Annotated in this window: 17 protein-coding genes; 9 read left to right on the forward strand and 8 right to left on the reverse strand. The window is 45.4% G+C overall.

Annotation, left to right across the window (positions count from 1 at the left end; genetic code table 11):
* Positions 1–35: 35 nt before the first annotated feature.
* Positions 36–1,073 (reverse strand): LD-carboxypeptidase, encoded by a 1,038-nt coding sequence (locus QUA45_RS14340; protein WP_333098612.1) that lies wholly within the window; start codon positions 1,071–1,073, stop codon positions 36–38.
* Between the two features lie 194 nt (positions 1,074–1,267).
* On the opposite strand from QUA45_RS14340, the gene QUA45_RS14345 reads away from it, so the two are divergent.
* Together QUA45_RS14345 and QUA45_RS14350 are read left to right on the forward strand one after the other, a co-directional pair.
* Positions 1,268–2,701 (forward strand): carotenoid oxygenase family protein, encoded by a 1,434-nt coding sequence (locus tag QUA45_RS14345; RefSeq protein WP_333098610.1) that lies wholly within the window; start codon positions 1,268–1,270, stop codon positions 2,699–2,701.
* A 713-nt stretch (positions 2,702–3,414) separates the two neighbouring features.
* A complete protein-coding gene (locus tag QUA45_RS14350) occupies positions 3,415–4,236 on the forward strand; it encodes an SDR family NAD(P)-dependent oxidoreductase (RefSeq protein ID WP_333098608.1) in 822 nt (273 codons plus the stop codon).
* A gap of 272 nt (positions 4,237–4,508) precedes the next feature.
* On the opposite strand, the gene QUA45_RS14355 is transcribed toward QUA45_RS14350, so the two are convergent.
* Positions 4,509–7,568, reverse strand: coding sequence for a CHAT domain-containing protein (locus QUA45_RS14355; RefSeq protein ID WP_445305318.1), 3,060 nt, complete (start codon positions 7,566–7,568; stop codon positions 4,509–4,511).
* A gap of 84 nt (positions 7,569–7,652) precedes the next feature.
* On the opposite strand from QUA45_RS14355, the gene QUA45_RS14360 reads away from it, so the two are divergent.
* Positions 7,653–7,982 (forward strand): hypothetical protein, encoded by a 330-nt coding sequence (locus QUA45_RS14360; RefSeq protein WP_333221209.1) that lies wholly within the window; start codon positions 7,653–7,655, stop codon positions 7,980–7,982.
* A 150-nt stretch (positions 7,983–8,132) separates the two neighbouring features.
* On the opposite strand, the gene tsaB is transcribed toward QUA45_RS14360, so the two are convergent.
* From tsaB to QUA45_RS14375, 3 genes are all read right to left on the reverse strand, one after another.
* The gene (tsaB, locus tag QUA45_RS14365; protein ID WP_333221211.1) at positions 8,133–8,792 is read right to left on the reverse strand and encodes a tRNA (adenosine(37)-N6)-threonylcarbamoyltransferase complex dimerization subunit type 1 TsaB; all 660 of its coding nucleotides are present in this window, start codon (positions 8,790–8,792) and stop codon (positions 8,133–8,135) included.
* A 2-nt stretch (positions 8,793–8,794) separates the two neighbouring features.
* Positions 8,795–10,507 carry a serine/threonine-protein kinase gene (locus QUA45_RS14370; protein ID WP_333221213.1) on the reverse strand — a complete coding sequence of 571 codons (1,713 nt, stop codon included), beginning with the start codon at positions 10,505–10,507 and terminating at the stop codon, positions 8,795–8,797.
* A gap of 212 nt (positions 10,508–10,719) precedes the next feature.
* Positions 10,720–10,968, reverse strand: coding sequence for a Ycf34 family protein (locus QUA45_RS14375; RefSeq protein ID WP_333098591.1), 249 nt, complete (start codon positions 10,966–10,968; stop codon positions 10,720–10,722).
* A gap of 108 nt (positions 10,969–11,076) precedes the next feature.
* Between QUA45_RS14375 and QUA45_RS14380 the strand changes: the two genes are divergently transcribed.
* Entirely contained in the window at positions 11,077–12,324 is a 1,248-nt protein-coding gene (locus QUA45_RS14380; protein ID WP_333221215.1) for a CCA tRNA nucleotidyltransferase, read from the forward strand.
* Between the two features lie 131 nt (positions 12,325–12,455).
* Here QUA45_RS14380 and QUA45_RS14385 read toward each other — a convergent pair whose 3' ends face one another.
* The 3 genes from QUA45_RS14385 to QUA45_RS14395 all read right to left on the reverse strand — a co-directional run bounded on the left by QUA45_RS14385 (position 12,456) and on the right by QUA45_RS14395 (position 14,392).
* Positions 12,456–12,803 carry a DUF952 domain-containing protein gene (locus QUA45_RS14385; protein ID WP_333098588.1) on the reverse strand — a complete coding sequence of 116 codons (348 nt, stop codon included), beginning with the start codon at positions 12,801–12,803 and terminating at the stop codon, positions 12,456–12,458.
* Between the two features lie 104 nt (positions 12,804–12,907).
* Positions 12,908–13,345 carry a cupin domain-containing protein gene (locus tag QUA45_RS14390; protein WP_333147193.1) on the reverse strand — a complete coding sequence of 146 codons (438 nt, stop codon included), beginning with the start codon at positions 13,343–13,345 and terminating at the stop codon, positions 12,908–12,910.
* Between the two features lie 261 nt (positions 13,346–13,606).
* Positions 13,607–14,392 carry a cysteine hydrolase family protein gene (locus tag QUA45_RS14395; protein WP_445305316.1) on the reverse strand — a complete coding sequence of 262 codons (786 nt, stop codon included), beginning with the start codon at positions 14,390–14,392 and terminating at the stop codon, positions 13,607–13,609.
* A gap of 531 nt (positions 14,393–14,923) precedes the next feature.
* Between QUA45_RS14395 and QUA45_RS14400 the strand changes: the two genes are divergently transcribed.
* The 5 genes from QUA45_RS14400 to QUA45_RS14420 all read left to right on the forward strand — a co-directional run bounded on the left by QUA45_RS14400 (position 14,924) and on the right by QUA45_RS14420 (position 20,524).
* Positions 14,924–16,057, forward strand: a complete 1,134-nt coding sequence (locus QUA45_RS14400; RefSeq protein ID WP_333221217.1) for a serpin family protein — start codon at positions 14,924–14,926, stop codon at positions 16,055–16,057.
* A gap of 131 nt (positions 16,058–16,188) precedes the next feature.
* A complete protein-coding gene (locus QUA45_RS14405; RefSeq protein WP_333221219.1) occupies positions 16,189–17,391 on the forward strand; it encodes a glycoside hydrolase family 10 protein in 1,203 nt (400 codons plus the stop codon).
* 14 nt (positions 17,392–17,405) lie between these two features.
* Positions 17,406–18,083 carry a TIGR02117 family protein gene (locus QUA45_RS14410; protein WP_333221221.1) on the forward strand — a complete coding sequence of 226 codons (678 nt, stop codon included), beginning with the start codon at positions 17,406–17,408 and terminating at the stop codon, positions 18,081–18,083.
* Between the two features lie 131 nt (positions 18,084–18,214).
* Positions 18,215–18,988 carry a 1-(5-phosphoribosyl)-5-[(5-phosphoribosylamino)methylideneamino]imidazole-4-carboxamide isomerase gene (gene hisA / locus QUA45_RS14415; protein WP_333098575.1) on the forward strand — a complete coding sequence of 258 codons (774 nt, stop codon included), beginning with the start codon at positions 18,215–18,217 and terminating at the stop codon, positions 18,986–18,988.
* Between the two features lie 126 nt (positions 18,989–19,114).
* Entirely contained in the window at positions 19,115–20,524 is a 1,410-nt protein-coding gene (locus QUA45_RS14420; RefSeq protein ID WP_333098573.1) for a cation:proton antiporter, read from the forward strand.
* The last annotated feature ends 439 nt before the right edge of the window (positions 20,525–20,963 follow it).

The raw sequence follows: 20,963 nt of genomic DNA on the forward strand, positions 1-20,963 counted from the left end.
GCTCTGCCTCGGTAATATCCAGAATAGTTTAAGATTTAGCTGACAGCGGATTCTAACAATTTAATTGTACCAGAGTCAGCGTCGATTTCGACTTCTTGACCGATCGGCAAAGTGAACTGTTCCCGGATGTGTCCCACCATTGAACCGTACCACGCCGGAATCTTCAAAGGGCGAATGTGGTCGGACAATACTTGAGGTAAGGTTAGGGACTCTTGGGGTTTTTCAGCTTCGCACTTGGTACACTGTCCGAAAATAAAACCTGATATTTTATCGAGAATGCCCGCTAATTTAAGCTGCGTCAACATTCTATCGATGCGATAAACTTCTTCGCCAACTTCCTCAACAAACAAAATACTGTTTTCCCACTGCGGTAAATATGCAGAACCCACCATTGCTGCTATTACTGATAAATTGCCGCCGATTAGTGTGCCCCTAGCTGTGCCCCGCCCGATTGTTTGAACTTGCACGCTTTGGGAGTTTTGCATCGTCACAGAACCTCCGTCAAACAAAACTTTTTTGACGTAATCCACTGTAAAGGGACTCCAACTTGATGCACCTAAAGGGCCGTGAAAAGTAACTATATTAGTTTTAGCATAAATCGCCAACAACAGCGCAGTAATATCGCTAAATCCCATGATAATTTTGGGGTTGTTGCCGATCATATTGTAATCCAGGAGCGACAAGATCCGACCGCAGCCCCAGCCGCCCATCCCGGTAAAAATAGCTCGCACTGAGTCATCGGCAAAGGCTGCGTTGACATCGGCGGCGCGATCGGCATCCTTGCCCGCTAAATAGCCGTAGCGATCGTAAAAATGCTCTCCAAGTTTAACTTTTAATCCCAGCTTTTCGATAACTTTAAAAAAATCCTCTATTTCTTTTTTATAGTTGAAAGCGGCAGGATTGATTAAAGCTATAGTATCGCCAACTTGCAGGCGGCGCGGCTTCACGATCGCACTTTTGGGAGATAGGTTGATTTGGGCGATCCTCTTCGAGGGCTTTGCTAACGGCACAAGCTGAGTACCAATAGCAGTCAGCCCAAAAGTTGTCAGCAGAGCACGGCGGCGGAGAGTCATAGGTGTTATACCCTTGTTCGATTAAGTGAGGTACAGGTTGAGATTTTAGATTTTAGATTTTAGATTTTAGATTGGGGGATTGAAGAATTGTTCATTCCTTGATGAATGGATCACGCGAGCACTGTTATAGATGATTTTTGCTATAATTGTAAAGGAAAATTTCTGCAATATCAGTTGAAAATTGCCAGTTTCAAATGAAAACAGACACTAAAATCTCACCTAAAAAATCCTGGGCTCAAGCTTTAGCCCGTCCGGCTGCGGAATTTCCGCTGACTCAGTTATCCGTTAAAAGCGGTAAAATTCCCGCAGGATTGCGCGGCAGTCTCTACCGCAACGGGCCCGGACGTTTGGAACGTGGCGGTGTTGCTGCGGGACACTGGTTTGATGGCGACGGTGCAATTTTGGCAGTACATTTTACCGATGTCGGTGCTACGGCTGTTTATCGCTACGTGCAAACAGCGGGATATCTAGCTGAAGAAAAAGCTGATAAATTTCTCTACAGTAATTATGGCATGACAGCACCGGGCCCTGTTTGGTTGCGGTGGACTAAAACTGTTAAAAATTCGGCCAATACTTCTGTTTTAGCTTTGCCCGATCGCCTTTTGGCATTGTGGGAAGGTGGCCCGCCTCACCGCCTCGATTTGCAAACCCTGGAAACTCAGGGAACGGACGATTTAGGCACTTTAGATAGTAAATTTGTTTATTCTGCTCACTGCAAGCGCGACCCGATTACCGGCAATATTTTCAACTTTGGAATTACCAACGGTGCGACTACAAAGTTGAATCTGTATAAAAGCGATTTTACTGGGAAAATCGTGCAACAATCAACAGTTGCTTTAGATGGAATTTACGCGCTCCACGATTTTGTTTTTGCGGAAAAGTATCTGATATTTTTTATCCCGCCGGTGCAAGTCAATTTTTTGCCATTGTTAACGGGAATTAGCAGTTATAGCGAGTCCTTTAAGTGGAAACCGGAGTTAGGTACTCAGATATTAGTTTTTGACTCAGAAACTCTCTCTTTAGTTAGTCGCGGCGAAACAGAACCTTGGTTCCAGTGGCATTTTGCTAACGGTTTTGTGAAGGAAGATGGTTCGGTGGCTGTAGATTTTGTGCGCTTCGCTGACTTTCAAACTAATCAGCGGCTGAAAGAAGTAGCGACGGGCGAAACTCGCACCGATGCGGAGGGGACTCTGTGGCGGGTGTGTCTAAATCCTCAAACTGGCCAAGTGACAGCAGCCGAAGAATTGCTGGATCAACCGTGCGAGTTTCCCACGGTACCTGCTTCAGAAATAGGGCAAGACTCGCGATATATTTATCTGGCAATGTATCGCCCTGATGTTGATATTGTACCGGAACGTTACGGCGCGATCGCCCGTTTGGACACGCAAACCCGCAATCTCACAATTGCCGACTTGGGCGAAAATCGCTATCCCGCAGAGCCCATCTACGTTCCAGATATTTCGTCGGAGAAAGGTTGGATAGTAACAGTTATTTATGACGGCAATTCTGACAGCAGCGAAGTCTGGATATTTGACAGCGACGGACTTTCCCGCGAACCTGTTTGCAAGCTAGAATTGCCCGGTGTCGTACCTTTGGGCTTTCACGGCACTTGGAAATCTGCCGTATGAGAATTGTGTAAAGAAGTGTTGCGGAAGATTTATTAAAAATTGTTGCCGCTTTAACTTCTAGTTGTTAAGGTGTGTGTAGATAGGAAATTCTCATATCTAGGAGGTGTGGAATTGATAATCTGCATTGCTCAATTATCCTGTGCCAATTCGCACGAATCCCCGGCGATTTTAAGTCGCGATTGCACAGGATATCGTCTGCCTCTGCGGACAAAAAAAAGGGGTAATTAAGCCCTGGCGAATAACTAATCCCGGCGAATATTCCCGGCGAATAAATTCGCGGCTACACAGGCAAAGTCCGCCTCTGCGGACTGAAGAAAACAAATTCCCGGCGAATAAATTCACGGCTACACAGGCAAATTCCGCCTCTGCGGACTGAAGAAAAAGCGGTAATCAAGCCCGCTTGTCCATGCTTCCCGACTAGGCTTGCCCATCTCAGGTTTGTCTGCTTGCATGAGGTTAAATGACCAGATATTTGACTGATTCCTGGCAAGCCAAAAAAGTTTAGTTCAACTCACGCGCACGTTAGCGATTCAAAAGTTTTCAGTTTTGAGTTAACCCCACGAATAAATGAGGTCTATCGAAACAAGATAGCCTTTTCAACAATTATGAATTATGAGTTGTTACCGCCAAAACATTCAACTCATAACTGATAATTCACAACTCACAACTCATAACTCCGTGCCGCGGTGAGCATCAACCAAAAGGTTTAATTTATGCAACTTCAAGGAAAAACAGCTCTTGTTACAGGAGCTTCGCGCGGAATTGGGCGATCGATCGCCCTGGAATTAGCGAGACAAGGAGTCAAACGTTTGTTGATTGTGGCGCGCAACCGCAAGCAATTAATTGAACTGGCAGAGGAAATCGATGTTTTGGGCACAGAAGTAGTGCCGTTAGCTTTGGATTTAACTCAGTCAGTAGCGGTGAATATTGCGATCGCCCAAGCTTGGCGAGATTGCGGCCCGATTCACCTGCTAGTCAACTGTGCAGGCGTCGCGCACCAAGCATCATTCTTGCGTTCCCCGCTGCCGTTAATCGAGGAAGAAATCGCCTTAAATTTGCTCGGAACCTACACAATTACCCGCTTGATAGCTCGGCGAATGGCGACTCAAAAAGAGGGAACCATCGTCAATGTTTCCAGCTTAATGGGCAAAATTGCCGCTCCGACAATGGCGACTTATTCTGCTACCAAATTTGCGATTTTGGGATTCACCCAAGCTTTGCGGAGCGAGTTAACTCAGTACAATGTTCGAGTCACAGCTTTGCTGCCATCTCTAACAGATACCGACATGGTGCGAGACTTGGAACAATTTCGCTGGGTAGTGCCCACAACTCCCGAAAAAGTTGCCCTAGCACTTGTCGCGGGATTGCACAAAGATGCGCCGGAAATCTTGGTAGGATGGCAAAGTCATCTAGCAGTTTGGTGTCACCGAATTGCGCCTTGGTTGCTGGATTTTGTGTTGCGGATGGCGACTCCAGAACTTCGGGATAAATCGCGGGGCCGCAAATTGCGGGAGGCTTTAGCTAGCGGGCGATAAACCCTTCTCTGGGCGGGCTTTCCGGCCCACCCCACAAGAAAACTCATTCTTTGTGGAACGGGCAAGATGCCCGTTCCGGGCTCTTCGGTCCATTGGTGTCAACTTAAGTTGTTAGCCCGCCCACCCGTTAGTCCGCCAGGGAATTCATTCCTTGTCGGACTGTCGGACTATCGGACTATCGGACTACCAATTGAACGTTAACTTGACACCAATGGGCATTGCCCTGTCCCTAGAAGGGTTATGTACTTACTTACCAGCAAAAGTGGTGTATATCATTTCCACTCGCCCTGAAGAGTAAAAGCAGCCCAATAATAGGGAGATTTCCATTTTTCCTGCTGCATCATTTCAATCTGCGCCGCCCTCAAAGCTGCCGCCGGCGCTAACTTTTGTTGCTGCATTTTTTGATAAAACTTTTGCATTAACACAGCAGTTCCTTCATCATCTACACTCCACAAACTCACTGCCACCCGCTGCGCCCCTGCATACATAAAACCCCTCGTTAATCCCACCATTCCTTCGCCTTTAACATTCTGTCCCATTCCCGTCTTACAAGCACTTAAAACCACTAAATTTGCCGCCAGTTTCAAGTTGAAAATATCCGTGAGGCGCAAGAAACCATTGACCAGATTGCCTTTGTCATCTACCATCGACATCACAATTCCTGACAGTTCGGGATTTTTGCTATTGGCAAGGCCGTGGGTGGCTAAGTGAATGATTTGATAATTGACTAAATTTCCATCGGTAGCAGTAGTGCGACTGGCATCAAAATCAAATATTTGACGGCTAAAAGCTGAGGGGAATAAGCTGGATATTGTTTGGGCTTCTTGGCGGGTAAATGGTAGGCGTTTTGGCGGCCATTCTATCTCGGAAGAACGAAGCGAGCGATTTAAACCGAGGTTATTTGCTTCTAACTTTTCAGTCGTTTCTTGGGTGATTTTTCCTTTAATTCTTTCATCATCTGGACTGAAAACAGGATCGGCTAAAATTGCTAAAGTTTGGCCCGGCGGTTTTCTATCTCCATAATTTTGCCTGAGAATGGCGAGAGTTGAGGCGGAAGGCAGGGTAATAATTTCATGTTCGGCAATTAAGGAAACATTGGTATTTTGTCCCCGGGTTTGGGAAATAGTTAACGCCGGGAAAGGGGTATAGTGCAGCACGCCGTCGGGAACAATTAATAAGCGTTTATTGCCTAATTGGGATGCGGCGGGCTGTAAAATTATTTGACCGAGATTTGCACTTGCTTGGGCAACTTTTTGGGGAATATTTCTCTGGGTTGGGCTAGTGACAGCGGTGCGGAAAGCCACTGCTGCCGTTTCAATGTCAGCGCGTTTTGGTAATTCATAGCTAGTTAGTGCGGTTGATGTCACAACCCACAAATAACTGCGGTTTAGGCCGAGGGAATACTGCAATAAAATAGTGTTTTCATCGAGAATCTGTTTCTGAATTTCTGGCAGCGTTAAAGGTTGGGGTTGGGTGAGGGCAGCGTAGCGGGGGCTGGCGCTACGAATTTGGGTTTGAATTTGCTGATATTCTTGCAAAAGTGAGAGTCGCTGTTTGTCGATTTCATCGATTTTAGTGGCGTTGGGATTGGGGTGACTGAGGGCTTCGATGCTCTGCTTTTCAACGGCATCAAGTTGCTGTTGCAGGCTCTTTTCTTGTTGCAGTAAATCGGGGGAAATACCTTCACGAATGTTGGCGTTACTTTCTTGGAGAAGTTCTAGGAGGCTGCGAGCCCTCGAACGTTCGCTGGCTTCTAAGGCTTTTGTATCATAGCCGGATTTAGGATTAGTTTTGTGCAGTTGCATTAACAAATCGATGTAGAATTCGTAGTAGTTTTGTACTGTGGCAAAATATGAGGTGCGGAGTTCAGGACTGGCTATTTTAGTGCGGAGGTTTTCGATTATTTTGAGAGAAGATTCAATATTTTTGAGGGCTTCGGTAAGATTGCCGAGATCCCGTTTGACATAGGCAAGACCATAGAGGGTGGTAGCTTCCCCACGGCGATCGCCTGTTGCCCGACTCAGGGGAAGCGACTGGCTGTAATACTCTAGCGCTTTCTGTGTTTCTCCCAAATCTGAGTAGACTAAGCCGATGCTGCTGAGGGTGGTAGCTTCCCCGCTGCGATCGCCTGTTGCCCGACTCAGGGGAAGCGACTGGCCCAAATACTCTAACGCTTTCTGTTTTTCTCCTAAATCTGAGTAGACATTGCCGATGTTGTTAAGGGTGGTAGCTTCCCCGCTGCGATCGCCTGTTGCCCGTCTCAGGGGAAGCGACTGGCTGTAATACTCTAGGGCTTTCTGTTTTTCTCCCAATTCATCGTAGACTAAGCCGATGTTGTGGAGGGTGCCAGCTTCCCCACGGCGATCGCCTGTTGCCCGTCTCAGGGGAAGCGACTGGCTGTAATACTCTAGCGCTTTCTGTTGTTCTCCCAATTCTGAGTAGACACCGCCGATGTTGTGGAGGGTGACAGCTTCCCCACGGCGATCGCCTGTTGCCTGACTCAGAGGAAGCGACTGGCTGTAATACTCTAGCGCTTTCTGTTGTTCTCCCAATTCTGAGTAGACATTGCCGATGTTGTTGAGGGTGAGAGCTTCCCCATCGCGATTGCCTGTTGCCTGACTCAGAGGAAGCGACTGGCTGTAATACTCTAGCGCTTTCTGTTGTTCTCCCAAATCTGAGTAGACACCGCCGATGTTGTTGAGGGTAAGAGCTTCTCCACGGCGATCGCCTGTTGCCCGTCTCAGGGGAAGCGACTGGCTGTAATACTCTAGCGCTTTTTGTTTTTCTCCCAAATCTGAGTAGACACCGCCGATGTTGTGGAGGGTGCCAGCTTCCCTACGGCGATCGCCGATTGCCCGAAAGAGGGGAAGCGACTGGCTGTAATACTCTAGCGCTTTCTGTTGTTCTCCCAAATCTGAGTAGACACCGCCGATGTTGGTGAGGGTGTGAGCTCCTCCACGGCGATCGCCGGTTGCCCGAAAGAGGGGAAGCGACTGGCTGTAATATTCTAGAGCTTTCTGTTTTTCTCCCAAGTCTGAGTAGATTTTGGCAAGAGCAGTGAGGCTAAACGCTTGCTTTCCATTGTCGCCCACTTCTCGATACAGCTTTAAGGCTTCTTCCAACTTGACGATCGCACTTCTTTTTGCTTGGGCCGTTCCTTGCTGGTACAGTTGCAGTCCCTCTTTGAAAGCTTTTTCAGCAGCTTCGTTACTGTTAGTTTGTGCTGTTTGTACGACTTTACCAACGGGCACGGCTGCTGCAACTGGCTGACTTAGCTGAACCGAAAGTGCGATCGACATACCAGCCACAAACAATTGAGTGCGATCGAACATAGCCACCCTTTTTGTATTTTTGTCAATTTTACTCACTAGCTCGCTTAGTGTAAACACAGGAAGAAGTAAGGGCGATCGGCATTTTTGCTAGAGTTAACGAGTAGTGCGATTCCCTGCAGGATCGCTACGCCGCGCGTACTTTTTCCCAGCATGAACAACATCCCAACTACCCCCGATCCCCTAACCAGCCACTGGGATTGCCCCGAATGCGGCGGCACCGGTACCCTCAGCCCAGAAATTTGCCCTGTTTGTCTCGGAGCAAAATACATCGATCTCGCTACAATAACGAACTGGATGCTCGATTTCATGGAATCTCGCGGCTGCGATCGAGCTGAGATCGATCGATTGCGAACCGAAAGCCCAGACCCGCTAACATTAACTTTTTGCCTCGAAGTTTGTATCGCCCTTAAATAAACAACAATATCAAGTCTGCTTAATTGCTTATAAATCATTTACGGGCATTGGGAATAGGGCATGGTCAGAAAAAAAACGCACTCTACAAGTTGATTTAACAGAAACGAAATAATGCCCAATGCCCTATTCCCAATACCCTATTCCCAATATTCAGTTTCCCTTAACCGGATGTTGCCCGTAATAAGGCAAAGCATCCGACCAATCAGGGCGACTTCCTTGTTTCCACTCCAAATAAGCCAATTCCAACACACTAGAAACCGACCAACCAAACTCGCTACCAACTTCAATTAACTGATAAGAATTTCCCCAATTATCCAACTTTTCCTGCCAAGCTTCAGGAGTCATCACCGTATCAGGAAACAACTCAGTTAAACCAGAATCTTTGTTAACTGAATAAACCGCCCCAAACAATTGACCCCGCTGTGCAGGCATTTGCAGCGCCATATCCTGATTTGAGATAGATTTTTTACTGCTGCTGCAAGCGACAGCCGCCAAAGTTGAAATCGCAAAAACCGGAATATCCAACTGTTGAGCCAAAGTCCGCGCCGTCACCATACCCATCCGAGTCCCCGTGAAACCTCCGGGCCCCTTCGCCACCGCAATAAAAGCCAAATCCGCCCAAGTTTGCGGCCCAATAAACTCGACTAAATACTGATGCAAATGAGTGGCTAAATCGCGATCCAAATTCCAAGTTTGGCAGCGAGAATCCCCGGCAAAATTGCTGATGGCTAAACCGAGTTCGCGACTAGCTGTGTTCAGGGCTAAGCCGTATTTCTTAACAGATGTTCCGTCTTGGGGATTGCTATTCACGATTACTGATAATTTTCCTTAACAAAAAACAGAGGCAAAGCCACAACTAAGCAACCCAAAAGAATGCCAAATATTCCCGTGTTTAAAATCCTGGAATTCCCCATGCCCCCTGTCATCAGAAACAGCACTACTAAACTTGCAAATAAATTTTTATTTGCAAATTCTTTGTGTTGGGAAACTTGATGCTTCACCGCCATAAAACCAGAAGAAACTATTAGCGCAAACCAAGAATTAAAAATGACTATTTGAGAGCCAAAGATAAACCAAACTAAAGCAAACATTAGCGCATCTATCCAAAAATCCTGAGTTTTCAACTTCGGCAGCCAAAATTCTTGGGTAGCAACAGGGGCGATTTTCTTGACTAATTGATTGTGTTGCAGCCGCACGAGTTTGTTTCTCAATTGAATCTTGGGATCGATTTGCAATATTTGCTTCCACTCCGGGCGGCGAGAATTGTTGACTCTTCCCAACAGCTTCACGGCTGCGACTTTATTTAACTCCAAATCGGTGAGTCTGGTGGCAATTATTTGAGATAAGTGCGGATAGTAAACGGGGTTGTCTTCGGTTCTGTTGATGACGATATTGAGCTGTTGCTTGGCTTGACTGACTTGGATTGTAACATTGTACGGGGCGAGATCCTCTTGCAAAGCTTGCTGAATTTCGGCTTGCTCTTGGCGAGTAAAAAGCGACACACCGGGCGCGGGTGTAAGCACCCGTTCTGCGGGCGCTTCCGGCGCGTCTAGCACCGGCTGTGCGTCTAAATACACCGGTTTGGGGTTCAAGTGCCGGATGACTGCTGATGCTGAACTGTAGCGCCGATTGGTGGCACTTTGAAGCATGGTGTCGAGAATGCGGCCGAAATCATCGCTAACAGCGGTTTTCAAATAATTCCGCCAAGCCCAAGAATCCTCTGTACTGTCAAACAAATCGAAGGGAGGAATTTCAGTCAGCAAGTGAATGCAAGTAACGCCCAAACTGTAGATATCGCTGGCAAAAACTGCTTTCCCCATCAATTGTTCTGGGGCTGTATAAGCAGCACTGCCGATGATTGTACCAGTTGGCTGCAAGCCGTTTGCTGTTACTTTCTTAGCTGCACCAAAGTCTACTAAAACAATATCTTTTTGGAAAGGAGAGGGTTGATAGGAATTTTCTAAGGCGGGTAAAGGAGTTGGAGATAGTCGGCGGCGAATGATATTTTCTGGTTTGATATCGCGGTGAATAACTTTGGATTTGTGGACGAAGTGGAGCACGGGCAATAAATCGTTGAGGATTTGCCGAATTTGAGTTTCGGTGAATGCTCCTTTTTGTTCTAATTCTCTGGCTAGGTTTTTACCGTCGATAAATTCTTGTACTAAATACTGTCTCCCGTCTTGTTCAAAATGCGCGATTAATTCGGGAATCTGGGGATGTTTTCCCAAGGTTTGTAGCTGGGCTGCTTCTTGGTGAAATAGTTGAGCGGCTTTTTCGGCGGCGGTATTTTGCTGCAAAAATTGCTTGATTACGCACTGCGAAAAAATCAGGGGTTTGGTTTCATCAACTGCTAGAAATGTTCGGCCGAAGCCTCCTTGCCCGATCGGCTTTATGGTTCGGTAGCGAGATGCTGATGGCGTTTCTGCGTCAATAGTTAACAACAATTTTGAGCCGCAACTTTGGCACAATTCTGCATCCCCTGGGTTGTGCGGATTCTGACAAGTTGGGTTTAAGCAATAGCACATTGGATTTTAGATTTTAGATTTTAGATTTTAGATTTTTAATTGGGAATGGGGAATGGGTAATTGGGCATAGGGCATAGGGAATCTGGCATCGGTAATTGAAAATTGGAAATTGAATATTGAAAATGGAAAATTGGGTAAAAAGAAGAAACAAGAAAATGAGAGCGTTTTATTTTTTCCTTCTTCCTTCTTCCTTCTTTCCTCTTACTTCTGCCTTAAGTCGGGACGAGTTCGCCTGGTCGCAATTTTGCCCATTTGCCGGTCTCTTGCTTGAAACTCTGACAGCCAACTACATCCCATTCCATTTCTACTTCATCTTGGCGGGGGCGGATGTTGACGTTGATTGTCGGTTCTACGGGGTCGAAATCGGGTGTTTCGGTGAGGTGAAGCTGTTCGTGCTGTTCTTCTACGGCGTGGTAGGTGAAGCAGCGGTCTACATAGTGGCAGTTAATACAAATACACATTCTTGATATCCTCTGTGCATTTCAAAAAGATTGGTGAAATTTGAGCTTTCTGTTAATCTAGCGTAGCAAGAGTTTAATTGTTTGTAAGGAAAGTAGATTTTTGTTGCGATGCCGATTAATTTGCCCTCTTCATTATCTCCTGATACTTGGCCGTTTGATTTGAAACTGCTGACACCGCCTGCTTATCTGGTGGGCGGTGCAGTGCGGGATGCGTTGCTGGGGAGGCGATCGCACTATTTTGATTTGGATTTCGTTATGCTAACACGGGCGGTGAAAACAGCTCGAAAAATTGCCGATCGCACGAAAGGTGGATTTGTCTTGTTGGATGCGGAACGCCAAATTGCGCGGGTGGTGTTTGCGGGCGGTACGGTGGATTTGGCGCAGGCGGAAGGGGGGAGTCTGGAGGGGGATTTGCTGCGCCGGGATTTTCGGATAAATGCGATCGCCTGCAATCCTTTTACCGGAGAAATCATCGATCCTTTGGACGGTCAAACTGATTTGCGCTTGGGTTTGCTGCGGATGGTTTCGCGGTCAAATTTGGAGGACGATCCGCTGAGGTTATTAAGAGCTTACCGCCAAGCGGCGCAGTTGGGTTTTGCGATCGAACCTGAAACTCAATCGGCTATTCGGGAATTAGCACCGCTGTTGAGTCGGGTAGCGGTGGAACGGGTGCGGACGGAATTGGGTTATTTGTTGAGCAATCCTGATGGTGTTCCTTGGATTTGTCGCGGTTGCGAAGACGGTTTATTTTCGATTTGGTTTGAAAGTGCGATCGACCGTTTTGATATTTTGACAAAAATTGACGCATCTGCTGACAAAGTAGCGGCAATTTACCCGGAATTAGGCAAGGAATTCGGGCGTCAGATTCGAGATACAATTAAAACGCCTTTGTTGGCTGTCGCGAAGCTGGCTATTTTGGCAGATTCCGACCCGATAATTGCTGAAACCCAGTTGCAGCGGCTGAAGTACAGCAATGCGGAGATTAAAAGTGCGATCGAGCTTTTGAAATACTTGCCACAAGTGCAAGCCAAACCTATTGCCGAAATGTCTTTGCGAGAACAGTATTTTTTGTTTCGGGATGTGGGAATAGTATTTCCAGTTTTAGCGGTTTTAGCCGTGGCGGCGGGAGTGGCGGTTGAGAATATTTCACTGTTAATTAATCGCTATCTGGATGCTGATGATATTGTTGCTCATCCCACACAGTTAGTTAGCGGCAATGATTTAATGGAATATTTGAAATTGCCCAGAAGTCCGCGCATCGGTCAATTGTTGATGGAGATTCAATTAGCGCGGGTAGAAGGGAGAATTGCGACTCCCGAAGATGCGCTGAAATTGGCGAAAGAGTTAGTTAATTAGTAAGTTTAAATTGATATATTGCAGAAATTAGAACGGGCAAGATGCCCGTTCGACAAAATTTAACTTTCCCGTGGGGTGGGCTTTGAGCCACGCCCTAAAAAGTTAGTTGACAATGGCCAAAAATCAGAATATTAAACAATATTTCTTAATTCTTCCGGCAATTCAAACTTGCCATCGGCACCCGGTTCAAATTCAACAACTTTCAACACAGCATCAACATTCAGCGGCCCGTAAATGTGCGGGTAATTTTCACCCGCAGCCAATTCATATTTAATTTCAGATTCTACTTTTTCCGAGTCAATCAACAGCAGCAGCAATCCTTTTTTACCAACAAAGAACTTATTGGCAGATTTAACAACTTGCGGCAGAGTCGAACAGTGGATAAATCCTTCTGAGTCTAGGGTATCACCGCGATAGGATTTAAGCTGTTTTGCTTCTTCCCATTGTTGGCTTTGAGTAATGTGAAAAACAACGCTCATAAATTATTTTACCTGGAAAAGAGAAACTAGGTAGAGCATCTACATATATGTTCCAACGCTCTACCTATGAACGAGATTAAAGGACTAAAGTCCCTACTACAAAACTAGCACGATACGAGTACATCAGATCGCCCTAGAACTCTCATATCTTCGTCATCGAGTTCGACTGGTGTGCCGCTGCGAATTAGTTCTACAAAATCCTCATTCGGCACCATGATGCACAAAGCGTACAAACGTTCGCTGCCCGTATTCTCAATTACGTGAGTGCCCGTTGGAGGCACTAACAAACTATCTCCCGGTTGAATACTAACTGTTTTGCCGTCGCAGGTTGCTTGCCCTCTTCCTTTGAGTACAAAAAACATTTCTACTGCGAATTGATGGCGGTTGGGAGGAGTTTTGCCGCCCGCATCGAAAATCTCCACACAAACAGTTAATGAAACATTAGCTGTTACCGGATCGAAGACGATAGCTAATCTATTAGTATCGCCCGGACTGATGCGAAATGCTTGGTAGTCTTGCGGAGACTTTACCACTGGAATCATACACTGGTTTGTCATTTTTTTATTGTGAGTTGTCGGTTTTTATGTTTCTGATATGATTAGCGAGCGATCCAGAGTCATTAGTTTAGGACTTACGCATGGGTGGCGAGAAACCGGGTTTTTACTGAGAAGATGTGTTACAGGCGACAAAAACCGCAAAAACCCGGTTTCTTTGTTGCTGAGCCGTAAGTGCAGTAGTTGCGAGCTTAGCCTCAAAAATTTATTCTTAGTGACTAATGACTGCTGACTAAGAACTAAGGACTGCTATTTAATTGTTTCTAACATAGCCTGAGAATCAGACACAAAACCAAAACATTGCTTAACGTTATAAAGAGTCGCTTGCCAGCAATAATCTGGCGATGTCGTAGCTGTACAATCTTTGACTAAAATACAGTCGTAACCGAGGAAATTAGCATCTTGCAGGGTAGCCATCACGCACTGATCGGCGTTTACTCCTCCGAAGAAAAGTGTAGTTCTGCCGAGGTTCCGCAAGATACTATCTAAAGGAGTATCCCAAAAGCCGCTCATCCGATATTTATCAACGCAAATATCCTCCGGTTTGGGTTTTAATTCATCGACAACCTGCGCTGCCCAACTCCCTGCCATCAGTACAGGTGCGTTGTTTTTTGGCAGCGGATCTCCCAAACCTACGCCGTCGCCTGTGGGATTGTAAACGTGACGGGAAGCTGCACTAATATTGAGCAAATCGGGGCGGTTTCCCCAGTTTATCCAAATAATTGGCATTGCGTGCGATCGCAATTTGGGCAGCAAATTTATTAAAGGATTAATTGGAGTTCGGGCGGGGGTTACATCTACGCCAATATGCGCCAGCCAACCGTCGGGATGACAGAAATCGTTTTGCATATCTATCACCAACATTGCAGCTTTGGCTAAGTCCAAACGCAGGGTTTTAGTTTCTGTTTCTAAAGTAACAATTTGTGGGTCAAGTTGCGAGCGGGTGATATCGGCAATTTTGGCATCAACTTTCCAAGCATTCGGCGGTACGCCCAAAGTGCGGAGAGAATCAGGATTCATATGATTGTGACTCAAAAACAATTTCAATCTTATAACTATTTGATTGTTACTAACTTGTCATATCTTAAATCTTTGTTATGATTAAGTATCCGGGGTAACTTTTTGATTAAATTTAGAATTTATTAACTTTATTCTCGTTGGGCGATCGCAAATCTTAGCGCCTGGGAATCATACAAAAAAATCAATATAAATTTACAAAGCTCTTTTCATAAAAGATGATGCCCTCCTTGGCTACAATCTCAAGTACCATTATATACCCTATTTTAGGGGACAATCACCACCCTTAAACGTCAGTTAAATTATCGCCTACAGCCTCAAACAAAAAATGTAGGTCACAATAAAAGCAGTCAAAGTAAATTAATTAACACAGGTAAGTCATAATAGTAAAGTAAGATAACTCCACAACTAGAGATAACAGTTATGTCTTAGAAAACCAGGCTGGCTACTGCCGCCATCATTACATTAGCAATTTTCGCAGTATTAGTGCCGCCACTAAAAATTAACGCAATCAACCTCGCAAATCCCAATCACTCATAAATTGTAGCCATGACACCCCCTAACAACCAGATAAATGTAGACGCCAGACTTGTTGCAGCTAATACCAAATTTGGTTTTAACTTGTTCAACACCCTAAGCAAACAACAGCCGAATCAAAATATCTTTATTTCCCCTACTTCTGTCGCCCTCGCACTGTCAATGACATACAACGGAGTCAGCGGAGAAACCAAACAAGAAATGACAAAAGTTCTCGAATTTACGGGAATGACTCCCCAAGAAATCAACGCAGCCAATCAAAATTTGCAAAACAGTTTGCAAAAAAATGACCCCAATGTCCAAGTATTAATAGCCAACTCGCTTTGGGCGAAACAAGGCTTCTCCTTAAAACCAGAATTTCTGCAAATAAATCAAGAATACTACAACGCTAATCTTACCGAAATAGATTTTACGAGTCCGCAAGCTCCTAGCATCATTAACAAGTGGGTAAGCCAAAAAACTCAAGGAAAAATTGATCAAATAGTCGAGGAAATTAGCCTCGATCCAGTCTTGTTTTTGATTGACGCCATCTATTTCAAAGGCAACTGGCAAACGCCTTTTGATAAATCTCAAACTGCCAACAAAACTTTTTATTTAACAGACAGCAGTTCCAAACAGCATCTAATGATGTCCCAGAGCGGCTTTTATCGGTGCTACGCAACAGACACTTTTCAAGCAGTCAGTTTACCTTACGGCAAAAAAGGCGCTCTGAGTATGTATATTTTCTTGCCAAACTCCAATACCAATTTGGCAACTTTCTCGCAGCAATTAACAGCCGAAAACTGGAATAAATGGATGCAAGAATTTAGAGAAAGAAATTGTATAATTGAAATACCCCGCTTCACAATAGAGTATAAAGTTGAACTCAAAAGCACACTCATAGCTTTGGGAATGGCAGGAATTTTTGAGCCCTCAAAAGACGAGTTTTCTCTGATGACTGATGTCAACGTAGCAGTAGATTCAGTAAAACACAAAACCTTTGTCGAAGTGAACGAAGAAGGTACAGTAGCAGCCGCAGTGACTTCCGTCGAGTTAATCAGAAGTTTGCCTTTTGAAATGAATGTAAACCGTCCATTCTTTTGTGCCATTCAAGACGATACTACACGAACAATATTATTTATGGGTACCATCCTTGACCCCCAATAATATCAAAAATAGTAGGTGCGTCACGAAATGTTCGAGTGACTTTTAATAAAATAACCCTCGCTGACGCACCCTAACAAGCTAATTATACGGTAAAATATCAGTCTAAAAATAATCATATTTGCGACAAATTGATGATTAAATTGCACAAATGGCAGCGGATACTGGCTTTAATAGTTGTTTTTGCGATCGCCCTTACCTCCTCCGCCATATTATCCCCGCGTCTGTTAGCTCAAACCCGCCCCCAAGCTCCAACAACCGAATTGCGCGGCGTCTGGCTGACTAACATTGACAGCGACGTTATGTTCTCCCGCAACAACATCATTGACGCTGTAAATCGACTGGATCAACTCAATTTCAATACCATTTACCCCACAGTTTGGCAAGGAGGCTATACGCTTTATCCGAGTGCGGCAGCCGAACGAGTATTCGGACAGTTGATCGACCCATCGCCCGGATTGGAAGACCGAGACATCCTCAAAGAAATTATAGCACAATCCCATCAAAAAGGTATAGCAGTAATCCCCTGGTTTGAGTTTGGTTTCATGGCTCCCGCCGAATCGGAATTAGCCACACTTCACCCCGATTGGCTGGCGCAGCGACGCGACGGTTCAACTATTTGGAAAGAAGGCAAACACGATCGAGTTTGGCTGAATCCATTTCATCCAGAAGTTCAGCAATTTATCTTAGATTTAATCATAGAAATTGTCGATAACTATAATATAGATGGCATTCAATTTGACGACCATTTCGGCTTGCCAGTAGAATTTGGCTACGACCCACGAACAGTGTTAATGTATCAAGAACAAATCAAAAGCCCTCCCTCGGACGACCCCCGCGAAACCTTCTGGGTGCGCTGGCGCGCGGACAAAATTAACGACTTCATGGGGCGAGTTTCCCGCGCCATCAAATCCCGCAAAGAAAAATGTATTGTCAGCTTATCTCCGAACCCTTTTCACTTTTCTTTACCCGCCCACTTGCAGGACTGGTTTACCTGGGAAAGACGCGGCTACATCCAAGAAATTGTGTTGCAGGTTTATCGCAGCGATATCAAGCGTTTTAGTGCCGAACTGGAACGGGAAGAAGTTAAATTGGCTAAATTTAACATTCCAACTGCGATCGGCATTTTGACTGGTCTTAAAAATAATTCTGTTCCCCTAAAACAAATTCAAGAACAAGTGCAAGAAGTGCGAAAAAGAGATTTCGCTGGCGTGTCGTTCTTTTTCTACGAAAGTTTGTCGAATTGGGCTAGGGAAACCCCCGAACAGCGCAATTCTGCTTTGCAAGAATTCTTCCCCACAAAGATGCAGCGCCCGCCATCCGAAGCCAGAATTTGAAACCTACGGTTAAAATGAGAAAAAACATACAGCGCTTAGGAATTGTCATTTTATCTTTTACTGCTTTCCTAACAATTGGCTATCTCACTCCTAGAAAGTGGGGCAATTACTCGCAAGCAGATTGCACAATCTCTCTATACATTTCCAATCAAGGCATTCACACCGAAATCATTGTTCCAGTTAAAAATGAATATTTTGACTGGAATCAATTTTTACCGCTAACAGAAATAGGGCGGGATGCCACTTCTGATTATAAATATCTATCTTTTGGCTGGGGAGATAGAGCTTTTATGCTGGAAACTCCCACATCAGGAAGTATCAACCCAGTTACAGCTTTAAAAGCCCTATTTCTCCCTACTCCGTCTACTGTACACGTTCAAGGTTATCGGGTTACTCCACAAAATATTGAAACCAAATGTGTAAAAATTAGTGGAGCGAATTATATTAAAATAATAAATTTTCTTAAAGATACATTCCAATTAGACGCAGCAGGTAAGAAAATGAAAATTAGCTACGGCTACGACAACAGCGACAGTTTTTATGAAGCAAAAGGCAGTTACTCACTTTTGAGAACTTGCAACGACTGGACGGCCGAAGGTTTGCAAAAAGCCGAGGTCAATACTCCTTTATGGTCAACGCTGTCTTCGGCGATTATATTTCATTTGAATAGCGGTTGCGAATGTAAAAAATAAAGGTAATGGGTAATACCATTTGAGATTTTAGATTTGAGAAGTCGGAATGAATGATTGTGTATGAGTTGGTAGATTGCATAAAGTTGCATTCTTTTTTTTAACTGGTATAATTACCAATTTGAGGAAAAATTATGAATGTAATTCCCGCGATCGACTTATTGGATGGAAAATGCGTCAGATTGTATCAGGGAGACTACGCGAAGTCTCAGACTTTTAATGACAACCCCGTCGAAGTCGCCAGACAGTGGGTAAATGAAGGCGCAACCATGCTGCATTTAGTAGACCTCGACGGCGCTAAAGCAGGTCATCCAGTCAACCAAGCAGCCATAGAAGCGATCGTCCGATCCGTAGACGTTCCCTGTCAAGTAGGCGGGGGAATGCGCGATCGCACTTCTGTTGCTGCTATCCTCAATTTAGGCGTTCGGCGGGTGATTCTCGGCACTGTCGCCGTCGAACAACCGCAATTAGTAGGCGAATTGTGCGCCGAATTTCCCGGCAGAATTCTGGTGGGAATAGATGCCAGAAATGGTAAAGTTGCGACTAGAGGCTGGCTAGAAACTTCGGAAGTTTTAGCTACAGAATTAGCGCAGCAAATGGCAGAGTTAGGGGCTGCTGAAATTATTTACACCGACATTCACCGCGACGGTACTATGGAAGGGCCGAATTTGGAATCTTTGCGCGAAATTGCTAACGCTATTTCGATTCCCGTGATTGCTTCCGGTGGCGTTAGTTCGATCGCCGATTTGTTAAGTTTGCTGGCTTTGGAACCCATTGGTGTCAAAAGTGCGATCGTCGGTAGGGCAATTTATACCGGCGATATCTTGCTAAAAGAAGCAATTCAAGCAGTCGGACAAGGGCGGTGGCAGGATGTACCCCCTGATTTGGGTTCTTCAAGCTTTGCTTGATAGTCATGTCGAGTTAACTGCCTACCCAATAGGTAACACTTATCAATTTTCCGGCTCACAGTCAACAGTCAACAGTTAACAGTTAACAGTCAGCGTAGAATCGTCTTTCTTACCATCATCGTACCCATGTTTTGGAACCATACAATTACAGCTTTAAGTTCTGGGATTGCATCCATAGTTGCTCCCATACCTTTGTTAGCAACAGTCGAGGCAGAAAATTCGCCGATCGTCCTCAGCGGAGTTTTGCTCAGTTTAGTAGTGATTTATCTCGCCAGTAAAATCGGCGCCGAAGTGGCTCTAAAGTTTGATTTTCCGCCGGTTTTGGGTGAACTTGTAGCAGGGGTGATTATTGGGATATCTGCTTTACACTTGATCGTTTTTCCCGGAAGCGGGCTGTCAGCCTCAGACTCAGGGATTATGACAGTTCTGCAATCGATTAATCATCTGTCTCCTGCCGCCCTCACCAGTGTCTTTGAATCGCAGAGTGAAGTCATTTCAGTGCTGGCTGAATTAGGCGTGATTATTCTGCTGTTTGAAATTGGCTTAGAGTCGGATCTCAAACAACTCAAGCAAGTCGGAATTCAAGCTACCGTTGTCGCCTGCGTAGGTGTGGCAGTTCCCTTTGCCGCAGGTACTGCGGGCTTGATGATGATTTTCCACACGGCGGCAATTCCAGCAATTTTTGCGGGGGCAGCTTTGACGGCAACCAGCATTGGAATTACCTCCAAAGTGTTGTCTGATTTAGGACAATTGAACTCTAAAGAAGGTCAAATTATTGTCGGTGCGGCGGTGATTGATGATGTGCTAGGAATTATTGTCCTGGCTGTTGTCGCCAGTTTAGCCAAAACCGGTGAGATTGATGTTGTTAATGTCATCTATTTGATTGTCAGTGCAACTGTTTTTCTGCTAGGTTCGATTTTGTTGGGGGGCATCTTCGACAAAACCTTCTCGGCGGTGGTGGGTCAACTCAAAACTCGCGGCAGTATTATCATCCCGGCATTTATTTTTGCTTACTTCATGGCTTTTCTGGGCAATGCAATTCATCTGGAAGCGATTTTGGGTGCCTTTGCTGCGGGCTTGGTTTTGGATGAAAGCGATGCCCGCCTGGAGTTGGATGAATTGGTGAAACCCATCGCCGATTTATTTGTGCCCATCTTTTTTGTAACCGTGGGGGCACGGGCGGATTTGGGGGTTTTGAACCCAACAGTGCCGGATAATCGGGCGGGACTTTTGATTGCGGTATTTTTGATTGTGGTTGCTATTTTGGGCAAGATCGTAACAGGTTGGGTGGTGTTTGGTCAGCCTGGAATCAATCGATTGGCGATCGGAGTGGGGATGATTCCTCGGGGCGAAGTCGGGTTAGTGTTTGCCGGCATCGGTTCCGCGAGTGGGGTTTTGGATAAACCGTTAGAAGTGTCGATTATTATCATGGTGATTCTGACGACTTTTTTGGCTCCGCCTTTTCTGCGGATTGCTTTTGGCGATACGGTAGTGCCTCCTGCTAGCGGGGAACTTTCTAGCGAGAAAATCGTTTGATTAGCGGATAATATTAAGTCTATTTTGAGGTGCTTGGGGGCGAACGGCTGGTATTGAAACATTTTCCGGCGATCGTCTCCATTGCTACTCATATCAATTCCCGTTGCACCGGAACGATCTAACAGCACTCTCAAAACCCACAATGCCGTCGATCAAACCCTCTCGAAAGCTGTTCGAGAAACTATCCCAGTGTGATTTGTAGCTAGCTTCATAGGTGTCTCTTATCAGAAACGCTAAGCTGTCGCGCATTTAAATTGTATATTTAGGGCGGGCGGGACGCCCACCCCACAAAACTTTGATTTTTTTTGAGATACAATTTAAAGGCCCAACAGCTTATAAAGGAATTTGATAGCAGTTATTTACCTGACGGGGTGACAACCCCGTCAAAACCCCTAGCTGAAGCAGGTTAGACCGATTTATGGTAAAAAAAGATGGGGTC

It is taken from the genome of Microcoleus sp. Pol12A5 (assembly GCF_036701435.1).
Taxonomy (GTDB): domain Bacteria; phylum Cyanobacteriota; class Cyanobacteriia; order Cyanobacteriales; family Microcoleaceae; genus Microcoleus.